The sequence below is a fragment of the Streptomyces sp. NBC_01474 genome (assembly GCF_035918215.1).
In the GTDB taxonomy this organism is placed as follows: domain Bacteria; phylum Actinomycetota; class Actinomycetes; order Streptomycetales; family Streptomycetaceae; genus Streptomyces; species Streptomyces aureus.
Map to the genome: position 1 here is coordinate 9,118,668 of NZ_CP109449.1, position 15,433 is coordinate 9,134,100.

13 protein-coding genes and 1 pseudogene are annotated in these 15,433 nt (G+C 71.6%); 6 read left to right on the forward strand and 8 right to left on the reverse strand.

The window, feature by feature from the left end:
* Positions 1–19 precede the first annotated feature (19 nt).
* On the reverse strand, positions 20–619 hold the full coding sequence (locus OG758_RS41735; protein ID WP_326714639.1) for a carbonic anhydrase: 600 nt from the start codon (positions 617–619) through the stop codon (positions 20–22).
* Between the two features lie 135 nt (positions 620–754).
* Between OG758_RS41735 and cynR the strand changes: the two genes are divergently transcribed.
* The 3 genes from cynR (at position 755) to OG758_RS41750 (ending at position 4,607) form a co-directional block, all read left to right on the forward strand.
* The gene (cynR, locus tag OG758_RS41740; RefSeq protein ID WP_326716210.1) at positions 755–1,663 is read left to right on the forward strand and encodes a transcriptional regulator CynR; all 909 of its coding nucleotides are present in this window, start codon (positions 755–757) and stop codon (positions 1,661–1,663) included.
* A gap of 348 nt (positions 1,664–2,011) precedes the next feature.
* On the forward strand, positions 2,012–2,926 hold the full coding sequence (locus OG758_RS41745) for an AurF N-oxygenase family protein (RefSeq protein ID WP_326714640.1): 915 nt from the start codon (positions 2,012–2,014) through the stop codon (positions 2,924–2,926).
* A 19-nt stretch (positions 2,927–2,945) separates the two neighbouring features.
* On the forward strand, positions 2,946–4,607 hold the full coding sequence (locus OG758_RS41750) for an FAD-dependent oxidoreductase (protein WP_326714641.1): 1,662 nt from the start codon (positions 2,946–2,948) through the stop codon (positions 4,605–4,607).
* A gap of 78 nt (positions 4,608–4,685) precedes the next feature.
* On the opposite strand, the pseudogene OG758_RS49195 reads toward OG758_RS41750, so the two are convergent.
* A pseudogene (locus tag OG758_RS49195) lies at positions 4,686–5,204 on the reverse strand (cytosine permease); the annotation flags it as partial.
* On the opposite strand from OG758_RS49195, the gene OG758_RS41760 reads away from it, so the two are divergent.
* Positions 5,089–5,751 (forward strand): TetR/AcrR family transcriptional regulator, encoded by a 663-nt coding sequence (locus OG758_RS41760; protein ID WP_326714642.1) that lies wholly within the window; start codon positions 5,089–5,091, stop codon positions 5,749–5,751. The pseudogene OG758_RS49195 and the gene OG758_RS41760 sit on opposite strands and share 116 nt — an antisense overlap.
* A gap of 454 nt (positions 5,752–6,205) precedes the next feature.
* On the opposite strand, the gene OG758_RS41765 is transcribed toward OG758_RS41760, so the two are convergent.
* The 3 genes from OG758_RS41765 to OG758_RS41775 all read right to left on the reverse strand — a co-directional run bounded on the left by OG758_RS41765 (position 6,206) and on the right by OG758_RS41775 (position 9,390).
* On the reverse strand, positions 6,206–6,601 hold the full coding sequence (locus tag OG758_RS41765) for a hypothetical protein (protein ID WP_326714643.1): 396 nt from the start codon (positions 6,599–6,601) through the stop codon (positions 6,206–6,208).
* Between the two features lie 77 nt (positions 6,602–6,678).
* Positions 6,679–8,226, reverse strand: coding sequence for an FAD-dependent oxidoreductase (locus tag OG758_RS41770; protein ID WP_326716211.1), 1,548 nt, complete (start codon positions 8,224–8,226; stop codon positions 6,679–6,681).
* Positions 8,227–8,547: 321 nt separating this feature from the next.
* Complete coding sequence (locus OG758_RS41775; RefSeq protein ID WP_326714644.1) at positions 8,548–9,390, reverse strand: SigB/SigF/SigG family RNA polymerase sigma factor; 843 nt, start codon at positions 9,388–9,390, stop codon at positions 8,548–8,550.
* A 302-nt stretch (positions 9,391–9,692) separates the two neighbouring features.
* Here OG758_RS41775 and OG758_RS41780 point away from each other — a divergent pair, with 302 nt between their 5' ends.
* Complete coding sequence (locus tag OG758_RS41780) at positions 9,693–10,550, forward strand: VOC family protein (RefSeq protein WP_326714645.1); 858 nt, start codon at positions 9,693–9,695, stop codon at positions 10,548–10,550.
* 13 nt (positions 10,551–10,563) lie between these two features.
* Here the strand turns inward: OG758_RS41780 and OG758_RS41785 are convergent, their stop codons facing one another.
* The 3 genes from OG758_RS41785 to OG758_RS41795 form a co-directional block, all read right to left on the reverse strand.
* On the reverse strand, positions 10,564–11,745 hold the full coding sequence (locus OG758_RS41785; protein WP_326714646.1) for an aminotransferase-like domain-containing protein: 1,182 nt from the start codon (positions 11,743–11,745) through the stop codon (positions 10,564–10,566).
* A gap of 109 nt (positions 11,746–11,854) precedes the next feature.
* Positions 11,855–12,343: a MaoC family dehydratase gene (locus OG758_RS41790; RefSeq protein WP_326714647.1), complete on the reverse strand. Its 489-nt coding sequence runs from the start codon at positions 12,341–12,343 to the stop codon at positions 11,855–11,857.
* Positions 12,344–12,384: 41 nt separating this feature from the next.
* Positions 12,385–13,722, reverse strand: a complete 1,338-nt coding sequence (locus OG758_RS41795) for an MFS transporter (RefSeq protein WP_326716212.1) — start codon at positions 13,720–13,722, stop codon at positions 12,385–12,387.
* 413 nt (positions 13,723–14,135) lie between these two features.
* On the opposite strand from OG758_RS41795, the gene OG758_RS41800 reads away from it, so the two are divergent.
* Positions 14,136–15,359, forward strand: coding sequence for a PP2C family protein-serine/threonine phosphatase (locus tag OG758_RS41800; protein ID WP_326714648.1), 1,224 nt, complete (start codon positions 14,136–14,138; stop codon positions 15,357–15,359).
* Positions 15,360–15,433 lie beyond the last annotated feature (74 nt).

Consider the following 15,433-nt stretch of genomic DNA (forward strand, 5'->3'; position numbering starts at 1 on the left):
TTGGTTCTGGACGGTGCGGTCAGGCCGCGATCGCGGCGGCGTCGACCGGATTGACTGCTCCGGTGGCGATGTCGAACACCCAGCCGTGCAGCGTGAGCGTCCCTTCGGCCAGAGCGCGGGCCACGCAGGGGTGAGTGGCCAGGTTCTGCAGTTGCGCGGACACGTTCGCCCGCACCAGGGCGGCGACCCTGCCGGGACCCGACGCTTCCGGGACCGCGGCGGCCCGGGCCCGCGCGGCGTCCGCGTGCCGCAGCCAGCCGGAGACGACCGGCGCGGCGCTGAGGTCGTGCCCCTCTGCCAGCGCGGTCATCGCCCCGCAGGCGGAGTGACCGCACACGACGATGTCGCTCACGCGCAGCACGGCGACGGCGTACTCGATGCTCGCCGCGACGCCGTCGGGGTCCGAGGAGTAGGCCGGGACCAGGTTGCCCGCGGTGCGGACGACGAACAGCTCGCCGGGTTCGCTCTGTGTGATCAGTTCGGGGACCACGCGGGCGTCCGAACAGCCGATGAAGAGCGTCGTCGGGCGGTGGGTCGTGGCCAGGTGGGCGAAGAGCCCCGCCTTTGCGGGAAAGACGTCGCGGCGAAAGCGCGCGAGACCGTCCGAGAGGTCATGCATGGGTCACTCCCTTCGATGACTGCCGGCCCGTCGGGCTGACGAGATCCACCATGCATGACCAGTGTCTATAGAGTCCAAGACGCAATGACCATGATTCCTATCGATGACATCTATGACGCGGTCTATAGTCGGGTTATGGGCCCCGAACTTCGTCATCTCCGCTATCTGATCGCGGTGGCCGAACACGGCAACTTCACCCGTGCGGCCGAGGAGCTGCGCATCTCCCAGCCGACGCTGTCGCAGCAGATCAAACAGATGGAGCGCGTAGTAGGCGCCCAGTTGCTGGACCGCAGCGGCCGCACGGTGCGCCCCACCGACGCCGGCGAGGCCTACGTGCACTACGCAAAGCGCGTACTGAGGGACCTGGCGGCCGCCGACCGCGCCGTGCTCGACGTCGCGGACCTCTCGCGGGGTCATCTCCGGCTCGCCATGACGCCCACGTTCACCGTCTATCTCATCGGCCCGCTCGTGGACACGCTCCGCAGCCGCCACCCCGGAATCACCGTCGACGTCAGGGAAATGACGCAGGATCACATCGAGGCGAGCCTGCTCGCCGACGAACTCGACCTCGGGATCGCCTTCGAGGGGGCGCACCAGGCGGGTATCGCCGCCGCAGCGCTGTTCACCGAACGCCTGAGCCTCGTCGTCAGCGCCGACGGCCATGAGGTCCGGGGCGACCGGCCGCTGCCCGTACGTGACCTTGGTGACCGTCAACTCGCCCTGCTCAGCGGAGATTTCGCGACCCGGGGTCACATCGACGACTATCTCGCGGCGCATCGCGTCGATCCGACGGTCGCCGTCGAGGCCAACAGCATCCTGGCGCTCACCGAGATCGTGCGCCGCTCGTCACTGCTGGCCACCGTGCTTCCCGACGCCATCGCCGACGATCACCCACACCTTCGCCCCGTCCCTCTCGACCCGCCGCTGCCCACCCGCACCGCCGTGCTCCTGCGCAGGGAGAGTGCCTACGAGAGCGCGGCCGCGCGCGCGTTCGCCCGCCTCGCGCACGGCCTGGTCAAGGGCCGCGGCTATCGGCAGGCCTGACCGCGCCGAGTCCTCGGCCACGGCGTACGAGGGCTGCCGCCCGCTACTTACCGCGGGGTAGGCCAACGCGCCCCCCTTGTTATACGGTCCGTCTAACAAGCGGGCGGGTGGCCTCTGCAGAGCCCCCGTCCACCTGTGCTGACCTGGTGCCTTCGCGCAGCCCGCGGAGCCGGCAGGCGGCGCCCCGCCGACGGGCCGCGACGGGGCGACGGTCCGTGGCCCCGTGCGTGTGCCCGCACGGCGGCCTCCGTGATGAGCCCCGCGAACCGCCGGGCGCACCCACGGACGGCGACGGACACGGCAGCGCAACGACAGGGAACGCACACGTCTGATCCAAGGAGCCGCAGCATGGCAAGCAGCATTGTTGGGCCGGAATCGCACGAACTCCCCGACGAGCGCGGCGTCTCGCGGCGACTGCTGGAGTCGGCCGCCGTGCTGGCGTACGACCCGGCGACCGAGGTGGACTGGGAGACGCCGCTGGACAGGGACTTCCACGGCGCGAGCCCGGAGTGGAGCACGCTCTACGGCACCGCGTACTGGGCGGAACTGACCGGGGAGCAGCGCAAGGAGCTGACGCGGCAGGAAGCAGCGTCGGTGGCCAGCACCGGCATCTGGTTCGAGATGATCCTTCAGCAGATGGTGCTGCGGGACATGTACGCCAAGGACCCGACGAAGGCCGACTTCCAGTGGGCGCTCACCGAGGTCGCCGAGGAGTGCCGCCACTCGATCATGTTCGCCCGCGGCGCCGAGAAGCTGGGGGCGCCGGCCTACCGGCCGCACCGGCTCGTCATCGAACTCGGCCGCGTCTTCAAGACGCTGGCCTTCGGCGAGGCGGCTTACGCCGCGATCCTGGTGGCCGAGGAAGTCCTCGACGTCATGCAGCGCGACTGGATGCGCGACGAGCGGGTCGTGCCGTTCGTCCGCACGATCAACAACATCCATGTCGTCGAGGAGTCGCGGCACATGAAGTTCGCCCGTGACCAGACGCGCAGGCGTCTCGCGGGTGCGGGCCGGATCCGCCGGCACATCAACGCCTTCGTGGTCGCGACCGCGTCCTACTTCATCGTGACGAGCATGGTCCGCAGGCAGGTCTACGAGAGCGCCGGGCTGGACGTGCGGCGCGCCGTGGCCGAGGCCGGGGCCAACGAGCACCACAAGTCCATGATGCGCGCCAGCTGCTCGGGCCTCATGGAGTTCCTGGCCTCCGCACGGCTGCTCACCAAGCCGGCGCTGGCGTTCTACAAGCGTGCCAACCTCATCTGAGCCGACGTGAGTTGACGACATGACGTACGCCATCACCCAGACCTGCTGCAGCGACGCGACGTGTGTCGCCGTGTGCCCGGTCAACTGCATCCACCCCACCCCCGAGGAGCGGGCGTTCGGCAGCACGGAGATGCTGCACATCGACCCGGTGTCCTGCATCGACTGCGGCGCGTGCGCCGACGCCTGCCCCGTCGACGCGATCTTCCCGGTGGACACGCTGGCCCCGGCGCAGAAGGAGTACGCCGCGATCAACGCCGCGTACTTCGAAGACCGGGACAGGCATCCGGCTTCGGGTGCGGACGCGGTCGAGCACGGCCCCAACTTCCATGCCTGGGGCAGCCCTTCGTTCCCGCGTGTCCTGCCGTCCGACCTCGCGCCGCTCAGGATCGCCGTCGTCGGCACCGGACCGGCCGGGATGTACGCGGTGCAGGACCTGCTGCTGCACACCAGCGCCGAGGTGACCCTCATCGACCGGCTGCCCGTGGCCGGCGGCCTCGTGCGCTACGGCGTGGCGCCGGATCACCCGGCCACCAAGAAGGTCGGCGAGACCTTCGCCAGGTTCCACACGCATCACCGGGTACGCATGCACCTGGGCCTCGAAGTGGGCGCCGACGTCACACCGCAGGAGCTGGCCGAGCACCACGACGCGGTCGTCTACGCCGTCGGGGCCGCCGCCGACCGCCGTCTGTCCGTCCCGGGCGAGGGTCTCACCGGCAGCATCTCGGCACGCACCTTCGTCGCCTGGTACAACGCCCATCCGGACGTGGCACACGACGCGATCGACCTCCGTGCCGAACGCGTCGTGGTCGTCGGCAACGGCAACGTCGCCCTCGACGTCGCCCGGATCCTGCTCGCCGACCCGGACACCCTCGCCCGCACCGACATCGCCGACCACGCCCTGAAGGCGCTGCGCGAGAGCTCCGTACGCGAAGTGGTCCTGCTCGGCCGCCGCGGCCCCGACGACGCCGCGTACACCGCGCCGGAACTCCTCGCGCTGAAGCACGTGCCAGGCCTGCACCTGCTCGTGGACGACCACGATCCCCGTATCGGCGCGGCCATCGACGCGGCCGGTACGAACGACAAGGCCGCCGTCCTGAAGGATGTTCCCCGCGGTCCCTTCGACGCGGACGTGGCACCGCCGCCCGGGCGGCGCATCGTCCTGCGCTTCCACAGCTCGCCCGTAGAACTGCTCGGATCGGAACAGGTCGAAGCCGTGCGCGTCGAAGGGACGTCGGGGGAGCGGGTGATCACGGCGGGCATGGTGCTGCGTGCGATCGGCTACCGCGGAGGACCGCTCTCCGGCCTCCCCTTCGACGAGGTCACCGGCACCGTTCCGCACGAGGGCGGGCGCGTCACCGGCATGGCCGGAACGTATGTCGTGGGCTGGATCAAGCGCGGCCCGAGCGGTGGCATCGGCGCCAACCGCACCTGCGCGGCCGAGACGGTCGCCACACTGCTGGCCGACGCCGTCTCAGGCGCGCTGCCGACGCCACCGCACGCACCCAAGGCCTTCCACCGGCTGGCCAGGCGCCGGAACCGGCGCGTCCTCGACGCGAAGGGCCTGATGGCGATCGAACGGGCGGAGGCCGCGCGGGGGCGCGAGGCCGGCCGGCCACGGGTCAAGCTGGCCACGGTCGATGAACTGGTGGCGAGCGCGCGGCGCAGGCGTGTACTCCGGTGAGGTGAACAGGTGGGCCCGGCCAGGGAGTTGGCGGTGCCGGGCCCCGGCGCAGAGGGCGATGTCCGCCCGGTTGCCCCGGATGCCGAACATCGCACGTGTGATCACCTGGCTCGGGGTGCCGGCCGCGGGACCGCTCACGGCGACAAGACCGATCAGCATCCAGCACAGGTCGCCGGCCGCGATCACGACCAGCGCCTGCCGGAGGCCGAGGCCCACCAGGATGAGGGCGCCGCCGACCACGAGGCTGAGGTAGCTGACGTTGGGCGCCGCCCACACGGCGAACAGCTCGCGGGCGCGGCCGTGCCGTTCGGCGTCGGGTATGAAGTCGATGCCGTGCGCCTTCACGCGCCCGGCCTGGTCGGCAGGGGGTGCGGCAGCTTGTGCCGAGGGGTCTGGGATCGTGGAATCCATGCAGTCCTCCGAACAGGCGAGCACGGGAGCCGACTTGTCTATTGGCCGCGAATCCAATAGTGAGCAGGGGGTGCCGTCAAGCACCCGGCCGAAACGGGTGCGGAAGAATCCGGAGGCCCGCCGCGCCGAGATCGTCGCCGCGGCGGCGGCGATCGCCCTCGCGGAGGGCCTCGAATGCATCACCATGCGCCGGGTCGCCGACGAGCTCGCGGTGCGCCCCGGGCTGATCAGCCACTACTTCCCGGTCGCGGAGGACCTCGTCGCCGAGGCCTTCGGCGTGGCGGCGACGGCCGAGCTGGACGAACTGATTCCCGTGGATCGGCCCGAGGGCGAGACGCTGGAGGACCTGGCCCGCTTCTTCCGCCTGACCACGGGGGACCGCTTCGACGGCATGAGCCGCCTGTGGCTCAACGCCAGGCACCTGAGCCGCTACCGCGACAGGCTGCGCGACCGCGTGGGCCACCAGGAGGCCCAGTGGCGCGAACGCCTGACCCAGTTCATCCGCGACGGCGTAGCGGCCGGAGCCCTTCGCACCGAGAACCCCGAGGTGACCGCCATCCAGATCCTCGTGGTCCTGGACGGCCTCGGCGCCCACGCCAACACGGAGCACAGCAACCGCCCCCCGGCGGTGACGGCCATGGCCATCACCACCGCGGAACGCGAACTGGACGTGCCCGCCGGGACACTCGCCGGACTGATCGCGGCCCAGCATGACCTGAGCGAAAGGCCCTAGTGAAAGGCCCTGGTCGATCCTGGGCACCCCCCATGCCATGGCCTGACCGCGCGCCGGGCAGGTCAGCCGTGGCGGGAAGCCACGCAGCAGTTGCGCCACTGGGGGTCCGCGGCCATGTCGAGGTACGTCCAGGCCATCGCCGGCGCGCGGCGGACGACCGACACGTCAGTGCCTGCGACCTGAACCGGGTGAACACTGTGTTGCGGCCAGGGTCTTGAGGGTGTTGGGCGAAGTCGAGCGGGAGCCGGCGGGCGAACACACCGGCGCCCGCATCGCCTCGGAGACCGCCTGCGTCCCGGTCTGGGCGTCCTGCGGCGCGCCGGCGTTCTTCGGTGTGGTCATCGCCCGCCGGGTGGGCGGCGCGCGGCGTCGGGCGGAGCGGGCGCTCGACCCGGAGACGGCCGTCGCCACCGCGGGCAGAGTCCGGGCTGGGCCGGACCGGGGTTGCGGGTGGTCACGGGTTGTTGAGGTGGAGCTGGACCTCGACCTCCTGGTCGCCGGCGACCTTGCCGACCTTCTCGACGGCGAAGGCCGCGTCCAAGGTCCGGCAGAGGCGTTCCACCGCCACCGGGCAGCCCTGGAGATCGGCCGTGACCGTTCCGGCCAGCACGGTGCCGGAGACCTCGGCGGGGGAGTGCTCCACGAGGAAGTTGCCCGTCCATGCGGCGGGGCGCGGCCCCTCGTTGCCGTGAGGGACGGCCTCGCCGCGGTCGGAGGCGAAGTGGTCGCCCAGGAAGTGGAAGACCGCGTCGGCGTCCGGCGCGGAGCAGTCGCCGAGCACGACCTCCACCAGGTCCCGGGACGAGGGGGCCTCCGAGGAGAAGGCTGTCGAAGCTGATGTGCCGTTCACGTCGTTCTCCGTGTCTCTAGGTCTCTAGGTCTCTATGGGAACGGTCTCTACGGAAGCGGTGCGGCCGGTCGCCACTGTCATGGCCCACTCGTCGTGGCGCCTCCTTCCCCCTGCCCCGGTCCGGGCGGCGTACCCGGCAGTTCCACCGGTGCCAGTGGCCACATGGCCGGTCCCTGAAGGACCGACCCGTCCGTGGCGAACCGCGAACCGTGACAGGGGCACTCCCACGTCGCCTCCGCCGCGTTGAACGCCACGATGCAGCCCAGATGCGTGCAGCGCGCCGAGACGGCGCGGACCGTGCCGTCCTCGGCGCGATAGACGGCGCACCGATGCCCGTCCACACGCACCACCGCGCCCGATCCCGGCGGGATCTCGGTGACGGAGTCGACGTGGGCGGTGTGCAGCCGGTCGCGGACGAAGTGCCGTGCGACATCGGCCTGTTGGCGCAGCAGAGCGGGCGCCTCCCGCATCGCGTGCCACAGGCGACGGGGGTCGTACAGCTCGGCCCAGGGCACGTCGTCGCCGGTGATCAGCCCGCTGAGCAGCTGTCCGGCCAGGACGCCGCTGCTCATGCCCCACCCGCCGAAACCTGTCGCCACATACGCGTGCCGGGCCCCGGGGTGCAGGGGCCCGATCATCGGGATCCCGTCGCCGGAGTCGTTGTCCTGGGCTGCCCAGTGGTACGCGGTGTCCTCGACGGCGAAGTGCTCGCGCATCCACGAGTCGAGCCGTGCGAAGGACGCCGCCGCGTCGCCCGTACCCGGTGTGAAGCTCTCCCCGGTCACGATGAGCAGCCGCTGCCCCTCGGCGCCGTACGGAGCGGTACGCACCGAACGCCTGCCCTCGTCCTCGGTGATGAACATGCCGAGCGGGCCCGGGTCGGAGGCGAGCGGGGCGGCCACGACGAGTTCCCGGCGTGGCTGGAGGCGGGCGAACAGGAACGCCCGGTCGAAGATCGGGTAATGGGTGGCGACGACGACGGCGTGCGCGGTCACCGTGTGCTGCGCCTCGGTGGTCACCGTGCACGGGGTGCCGCCGAGCATCTCGGTCACGCGGGACCGCTCGAAGATCACGCAGCCCTGCGCGACCAGATCCTCGGCAAGGGCCAGCAGATACCTGCGGGGGTGGAACTGCGCCTGGTCGTCCACCCGCACCGCCCCCGCGACGGCGAAGGGCAGGCCCGTGTCCTCGGTGTACCGCGCGGGGAGCCCGGCCTCGCGGGCGGCCTCGGCCTCGGCGCGCAGTATGTCCGTGCCTTCTTGGCGGACCGAGTAGGTGAAGGCCGGGGCGCGCTCCAGGTCGCAGTCGATCGCGACCCCGGCACAGATCTCGGCCACGCGCTCCACCGCGCCCTGCTGCGACGTCGCGTACAGCCGGGCGGCCTCCTCGCCGTGCGTGCGGCGCAGGCGGTCGTACACGAGGGTGTGCAGCGCGCACACCTTGGCCGTCGTGTAGCCGGTGACTCCGGCGGCGATGCGGTCGGCTTCGAGTACCGCGACGGTCCGGCCGGCGCGCGTCAGCTCCCAGGCCGTGCTGAGCCCGGCGATTCCGCCACCGACCACCGCCACGTCGACCTCGAGGTCCTCGGTGAGCGGCGGGTAGGCGGTCGTGCCGCTGGTGTGCATCCAGTACGACTCGCCCCGTCCGGGCAGTTCCGGTCCAGGCGCCACGGTCAAGGCCTCCTTCCCCGGCGCCCCCCTGAAACATGGTGACCGCGATGCCGTTGGGGCGCTCGTCGAGTGCCGGGGAGGCGGGCGGCGGACGCGAGGACATCGCGGAGGGGAAACGCTGCGTCCCCGCGCCCTGCGGCCGTCGCCCAAGCCATCCCGGCGGCGGCCGCTCCCCGCCGGCTGCCACCCTTGCTCCCACCGGGAGCCGGGGGCAGGGGGCGGAGTACAACCCCCCGATCCCAGTGTCCTCCCCCTGGCCGGGCGGAGCGCCAGGTGTCAGGCGGCCGGCAGGCCGTCGGCCGCCCCGTACTCCCGCCCCGCCTCGGCGCGTACCCGTGCACAGCTGAGATGGATGAGGCGGGAGACGTGCATCTGCGAGATGCCGAACTTCTCGGCGATGCGGGCCTGCGTCATGCCCTCGAAGAAACGCAGGTAGAGGATGGCGCGCTCGCGCTCGGGAAGGTGGCGCAGCCCCGTCTTCGCGGCTTCACGGTCGGTGATGAGGTCGTACGCGGTGTCGGGTGCGCCGAGCGCGTCGGCGAGGCTCTGTCCGTCGTGACCGGACGGAGAGAGCTCCGCGTCGAGGGACAGCGCGCTGTAGCTCTCGATCGCCTTGAGCCCGTCCCGGACCTCCGCCTCGCTCAGCCCCGCGTACGCGGCGATGGCGCTGATGCCGGGCTCGGGGCTGCCGGGGCGCTCGGTGAGGTCGCGGCGGGCCGCGCGGACCTTGTTGCGCAGGTCCTGTACGCGGCGGGGCACGTGCACGTCCCACATCCGGTCGCGGAAGTGCCGGCGCAGTTCGCCGGTGATGGTGGGCACGGCGTAGCACTGGAAGGGGCCGCGCTCGGGCTGGTAGTGGTTGATCGCCTTGACCAGTCCCATGGCCGCGACCTGCTCCAGGTCCTCCGTGCTCTCACCCTTGTTGCGGTACCGGCGGGCGATGCGGTGGGCCATGGGCAGCCATGCCTCGACGAGCTCCTCGCACAGGAGATCCCGCTCGGGTCCCTCGGCGAGACCGGCCACGCGCCCGAAGGCCGCCGTCGTGTCGGGGCAGTCGTCGTGGACGTGGCGCGAGGTCCGACGGCGCTGGGTGGCGACCGCAGTGATGTTTGTGAGCATCGGGATTCGCTCCTCAACGGTGTGCCGGCGCGGGCCGCGGGAACGGGCGCCGGCATCCATCAGGAGCGGTACGCCGCTCGCAGGTAAGTGCCTCCGGTCCGAAGTATCGACATGCGACTGCACTACGATTCTCCGGCCGCACGTGCCCGGATGCGACTCGGCGGGCGCCACGTCACGGCAGGTCATCGGAGCTCGGCGGACGGTGTTCCTCCAGGACGTGGTGTGTCGGACGCGGTGTTACGGGTACCCGGTCGCCGCCAGGGCACTGACCGAGCCCCCAGGGCGAAAGGGGGCGGCCTTTCATGAGCAGCAAGCTGATCTCCAGGACCGGATCGGACGACGCCACGTCGCACCACGCGATCCTCGGTTCTCCTTGCTGGGTGAGCCTCGCTGCGCGTGACCTGTCGGCCGCGCAGTCGTTCTACGGCGCTGTCCTCGGCTGGACGTTCCGTGCGGGCACGCTGGGTGAGCGGTTCGTGGTGGCGCTCGCGCAGGGGCGGGCCGTGGCGGGGATCGGAGCGGTCGCTCCGGCCCTGCAGGTTCCCGTCGCGTGGACGCCCTACTTCGCGGTGGCCGACGCGGACGAGACGGCCGGCCGCGTACAGGAGCGCGGCGGCACGGTCGGGGTCGGTCCGATCGGCTTCCCCACCGGGCGGGCCGCCCTCGTGTCCGACCGCGCCGGCGCCGTATTCGGGATCTGGGCCGGCGCGCTCCTCCGCAACTTCGGCGCGTGGCGCCGGGAGGCGCCCCTGTGGCTGCGCCTCGTCACGCGCGACGCGTTCGACGCCGCGATCTTCTACGGGGAAGTCCTCGGGTGGACGAGCCCGGGCTGCTGCGACGTGCGGTACGAGCACGAGGAGATCGTCCTCGTGTGTGCGGGGCAGCCGGTGGCCACACTCGGCGGTGGGGCGCCGGGATCGGCCCCCGACCCGCAGGTGCGGCCGCACTGGCAGGTCCGCTTCACCGTCCGAGATGCCATGGCGTGCGCCCGGGCCGCCGTGGAGCGCGGCGGAGCGGTCATGGGCCGGCACACGGACCCGACAGGCGACTCCGTGACCCTGCTCGACCCCGAGGGCGCCCGGTTCACGGTCTTCGCACCCCGACCGCGCCCGGACAGTGGCACGGAGCCGGCGTCGGAGGGGCCCGCGGACCGTCCGTGACCGACGGTCCGCGTCACCCCCGCAGCGCCGCCCCCAGCCGTCCGAGGCCCTTCCGGATCACCTCGGGCGTCTCGCTGACGAAGCACAGGCGCAGCGTGGCCGGGTCGGGCTCGCCCGCGTAGAAGGGGGCCCCGGGCACGTACGCCACGTCGTGGCTGATGGCCGTGCGGAGCAGAGCCGTCGCGTCCGCGCCCTGCGGCAGCCGCGCCCACAGGAACATCCCGCCCTGCGGACGGCTCCACTCGGCGCCGTCCGGCAGCGCGTCCGGAAGGGCCGCGAGCATCGCGTCACGCCGCGCCCCGTAGGCCTCCCTGACCGTGGCGATGTGCGCGTCGAGGTCACGGTCCGCGAGATAGCGGGCTGCCGCGAGCTGGGTCACCGTCGGTGTGTGCAGGTCGGCGGCCTGCTTGGCGACGGCGCAGGCGCGAAGGAGCTCCGCGGGCGCGCGCAGCCAGCCGATGCGCAGGCCGGGGGCCATCACCTTGGAGAAGCTCCCCATGAGCACCGTCCGGTCCTCGGCCCCCGGGTACGAAGCGATCCAGCCGGTCGCCTCACCCTCGTACCGCAGCTCGCCGTACGGGTCGTCCTCCACGATCCACATCCCGCGCCGGGCCGCGACCTCGGCCACCGACGCGCGCTGTGCGTCGCTCATGGTGCGACCGGTGGGGTTCTGGAAGTTCGGGACGGTGTAGAAGAACTTCGGCCGCTCGCGCCGGACGATGTCGTCCAGGTCCGCGAGGTCCGGCACGGGCACCACACGGGCGCCCGCGAAGCCGAAGACCTGGAGCGCGGCGAGGTAACAGGGGTTCTCCACGAGCACGACGTCGCCCGGCTCGATCAGCGCGGAGGCGAGCAGTGAGAGTCCCTGCTGGGACCCGGTGGTGATGACGAGGTCGTCGGGGGCGGTCGGCAGGCCACGCGCGCCGACGCGGGCCGCGACGGCCGTACGCAGACCGGGGTCGCCCTCGGTAGTGGAGTACTGGAGCGCCGCCTTCGGCTGCTCGTCCAGGACCGCACGGAACGCCTCGGACACGCCCTCGGTGTCGAAGAGTTCGGGTGCGGGCAGCCCGCCCGCGAAGGAGATGACTTCGGGCCGCGCGGTGAGGGCGAGGATCTCCCGTACGGGCGAGGCTGTGACCGTGGCGGCGCGGGCGGCGAGCTGAGGCGGGAGGACTCGGGTGAGAGCAGGCGACATGTACGCACCCTAGAAAGGCCGGTGGTGTGTGCACCGGCCTTTCCAGCATGCGAGAAGGGTGCTGCCCGTCCGGGCCTCGGCGGCCCTGTCGGGTCCGGGGCCCGCCCCGTCACCGCGTCCGGCGCCGCAGGAAGTTCATCGCGGACAGCGTGAGCACGGTTTCGCCGCGCTGGTTGAACACCTCGATGCCGGTGTGCACGATCCCGCGGTCGGGCTTGGACTGCGAGGGACGTGCGGAGACCACCGTCGTACGGATCGACAGGCTGTCACCGGGCCGCACGGGGCGGGTCCAGCGCAACTCGTCGACGCCGGGCGAGGCGAGGCTCGCGACCTTGCTCACGTAGTGGTCGGCGTACATGCGCATCATCAGGGAGGCGGTGTGCCAGCCGCTCGCGATCAGACCCTTGAAAGGGCCCTGCTCCGCGACCTCGGGATCCGTGTGGATGTCCTGCGGATCGAACTCGCCCGCGAACCGGAGGATCTCCTCCTCGGTCACCGTGACGCTCCCGAACACATGGCTGGACCCGGGAACGTAGTCCTCGAAGTAGCGTTCTTCGATAGGGGTGTTGAAGTCCGTGCCGATCGCTGTAGTGGTCATCGGGGCACGGTAGCCGACCTCCCGGGCCACGACCTCCCGGGTCAGGAGGGGGAGCCCGGGGCGGCGACGCGGCGCAGCCCCCGGTCGAACACCGTCAGGAGCAGGAAGATCGCGCCGGCGCCGAGCATGAACCATGCGAGCTGGTGCATCCCGCCTGTGTCGGCGTGCTGCCCGAAAGCGGTCGCGGAGGCGGCGGAGGCGACCATCGAGCCGAGGTAGATGAACGTGCGGAGCAGCCCGGACGAGGTGCCGATGCGCTCCGGGTCGGCCTGGTAGTACACCGAGTTCTGCAGGGCGAGGCTGTTGAGTCCCTGGGGCACGCCGAAGATCAGGGCGACGGCGAGGAGCAGCCAGATCGGGCTCGTGCCGCCGAGCCTCAACAGCAGCGTGCAGGCGGCGAGTTGGAAAACGGCTCCGATGAGCAGCTTGCCGCGGATGGCCTGGTGGCGGCCGGTGAGGGTGGAGACGGCGATACCCGTGAGGAAGATCGGCAGCTGTACGAGGCCGGCCTGGGACGGCGAGAGCCCGCGGCCCTCCTCGGCCCACTGTGTGAAGCCGTAGAGGAAGGCGTACGAGACCACGTAGGCGACCAGGGCCCGGCCGTAGGTGGTGAGCAGCGGGGTGTTGCCGGCGAGGACCCTGAGGTCGATGAACGGTACGGCGGCGCGCAGTTCACGTACCGCGAACGCCGCGGCCGCCGCGGCGGCGATGGCGAGCAGGTACCACGTGTCGGCGTGCAGGTTCATCAGGAACAGCAGGAGCGAGAACAGCAGCGCGGCGAAGAGAGCCATCCCGGGGAGGTCCAGCTCGGACGCGATGGACCTGCCGCCGGTGCGGCGCGGGCGGGCCTGCGCCGGCAGCCGGCGTGCGCCGAGGATCAGGGCGGCCGCCGCGAGGGGGATGTTGAGGGCGGACGTGGCGCGCCAGCCGCCCACGTCGATGAGGAGCCCGCCGAGGGAGGGGCCGATGACGGCGATCGTCTGGCCGGCCACCGCGAGGGTGGTGAGGATGGCGCCGGGACTGTCGCGACCGGTCCGTTCCGCCTCGCTGCGCAGCAGGGACATCGAGGCCGGATATCCGGCGCAGGTGCCGAAGCCGAGCAGTACGCGTGCGGCGATCAGCGAGCCCAGGTTGGGGGCAAGCGTGCCGGCGATGCCCGCGATGCCGACCAGGGACGTGCTGATCAGGAAGAGGCGGCGCGGTCCGAAGAGGTCGATGAGCCGTCCGACGACGGGCTGCCCGAGAGCGGTGGCCAGATAGAGCGCCGAGACGAGCCACGCGGTCTGCGAGGGAGGCGCGCCGAACGCGGCCCCGATGGGGACGAGGGCCACGGCGATGATCGTGGAGTTGATCGGGTTGAGGACCGCGCCGAGGACCATCGGCGGGATGAGCCTGCGGTCGAAGTGCCGCGCCGGGGCGTCGTGCTCGCCGGGGTCGGACTCTGCCGCCGGGCCGGTGGCCGCCGGTGCGGGTATGTCGGGTTTGCTCATGGGCGGGTCAGCCCCTGGCGGGTGGGTGGCGGGGTCCCGGCGTGCTTGCTCATGCCTCCACCGTAGATTCGACAGTTTTGCCTGTCCAGTTTGAGCTGAGCAGTTTTACTTCCCTTTTGGGTGGTCGGCGGCGGCCCGCGTCCTGAAGGCGGGTGTGGGAACACCTGAGTGGCACACCCGCGCCGGGGGAGTGGCGTGCTGGGTGTGCACGGTATTCGCGCAGGTCGCAGGGGGTGTGTTGGGCGCCGGTGAGTCGTCCGTGCGACAGGGCGCCGACGTCACGCGGGTATAAAATTTCCCATGTGAGAGTCCGGCGATGGTCGGTGGATCGTCTCCTGGAGCGGCCATCGGGCCGCGGTCCGGTGGCTGTTCCGCTCGGTCTGATCGTGGTGATCACCCTGGTGGACATCCACTCACCGACAGATGTCCATCTCGGCCCGCTGCTCGTCATCGCGCCGGCCCTGACCGCCTCCATCGCCGGCCCCCGGCTGACCGCCCTGGTCGGACTCCTGGCCGTGGGCGCCCAGATCCTGATAGCGGTGCTGCACGGCGGTCTCACCACGGCCAACCACATCTCGCAGATCATCGCCATCACCTTGCTCTCCGTGCTGATCGTGATCTTCTGCCGTGCGGGAGAACGGCGCCGTCAGGAGCTGAACCGGGTGCGGTCGGTGTCCGAGGCGGCGCAGCGGGTGCTTCTGAGACCGCCGCCCCGCAGGGTCGGTCCGCTGCGCGTGGCCTGGCTGTACCTGGCCGCGGGGGACGAGGCCAAGATCGGGGGCGACCTGTTGGCGGTCGCCCGCGCCGCTCACCCCAGCACCCGCGTGGTCATCGGAGACGTACGCGGCAAGGGCCTCGCCTCCATCGGTGAGGCGTCGGTCGTGCTCGGGGCGTTCCGCGAGGGCGCTCACCGCCACGCTCTGCTGACCGACTTGGTGGCGGCCATGGACGACAGCGTCGCCCGGAATTTGGAGGAGGTCGCCGACACCGAGCACGACGCCGGAGAGCACTTCGTCACCGCCCTCGTGCTCGACATCCCGGACGAGGGCAATCACGCGGAGATGGTGACCTGCGGCCATCCACCGCCGCTGCTGGTGCGCGAGCACCAGGTCACGGAGCTGACCTCACGCAACTCCGTGCCACCCCTGGGCATGGGTGTACTGCCCGACGCCCCGCTCCGTGCCGACCGCTTCACCTTCACGGCCGGTGACTACCTCGTCCTGTACACCGACGGCGTCATCGAGGCCCGCTCGCCCACCGGCGCCTTCTACCCGCTCGACGAGCGGCTCGCCCCCTTCCCGTCCCTTCCCGGCGGCGGCCCCGACTCCCTTCTGCACCACATTCACCGCGATCTGCTCGCCCACACCGACGGGCAGCTCAACGACGACATCGCGCTCCTCGTCATCGAACGCGTAGCCACCCGCCACCTGCTCCGCCCGCTTCTCGACGGCCACCCCATGACGGACCGGGCCGGCGCACACCCCGACGGAGCGCCGCCGTCGACGGCGCGCGAACGCGGGATCTGAACGGTCCCGGGACGGCCGCGACCAGCAGGCACCGGGCTTCCGCCCCGGACCTGGCCCTGGCGCGGACCGCCGGT

What these genes read in the sequence shown, in the direction of transcription:
- OG758_RS41735 (WP_326714639.1), bottom strand. Translation starts at nt 619, where the DNA reads ATGCATGACCTCTCGGACGGTCTCGCGCGCTTTCGCCGCGACGTCTTT.
- cynR (WP_326716210.1), top strand. Translation starts at nt 755, where the DNA reads ATGGGCCCCGAACTTCGTCATCTCCGCTATCTGATCGCGGTGGCCGAA.
- OG758_RS41745 (WP_326714640.1), top strand. Translation starts at nt 2,012, where the DNA reads ATGGCAAGCAGCATTGTTGGGCCGGAATCGCACGAACTCCCCGACGAG.
- OG758_RS41750 (WP_326714641.1), top strand. Translation starts at nt 2,946, where the DNA reads ATGACGTACGCCATCACCCAGACCTGCTGCAGCGACGCGACGTGTGTC.
- OG758_RS41770 (WP_326716211.1), bottom strand. Translation starts at nt 8,226, where the DNA reads ATGCACACCAGCGGCACGACCGCCTACCCGCCGCTCACCGAGGACCTC.
- OG758_RS41775 (WP_326714644.1), bottom strand. Translation starts at nt 9,390, where the DNA reads ATGCTCACAAACATCACTGCGGTCGCCACCCAGCGCCGTCGGACCTCG.
- OG758_RS41780 (WP_326714645.1), top strand. Translation starts at nt 9,693, where the DNA reads ATGAGCAGCAAGCTGATCTCCAGGACCGGATCGGACGACGCCACGTCG.
- OG758_RS41785 (WP_326714646.1), bottom strand. Translation starts at nt 11,745, where the DNA reads ATGTCGCCTGCTCTCACCCGAGTCCTCCCGCCTCAGCTCGCCGCCCGC.
- OG758_RS41790 (WP_326714647.1), bottom strand. Translation starts at nt 12,343, where the DNA reads ATGACCACTACAGCGATCGGCACGGACTTCAACACCCCTATCGAAGAA.
- OG758_RS41795 (WP_326716212.1), bottom strand. Translation starts at nt 13,722, where the DNA reads ATGGTCCTCGGCGCGGTCCTCAACCCGATCAACTCCACGATCATCGCC.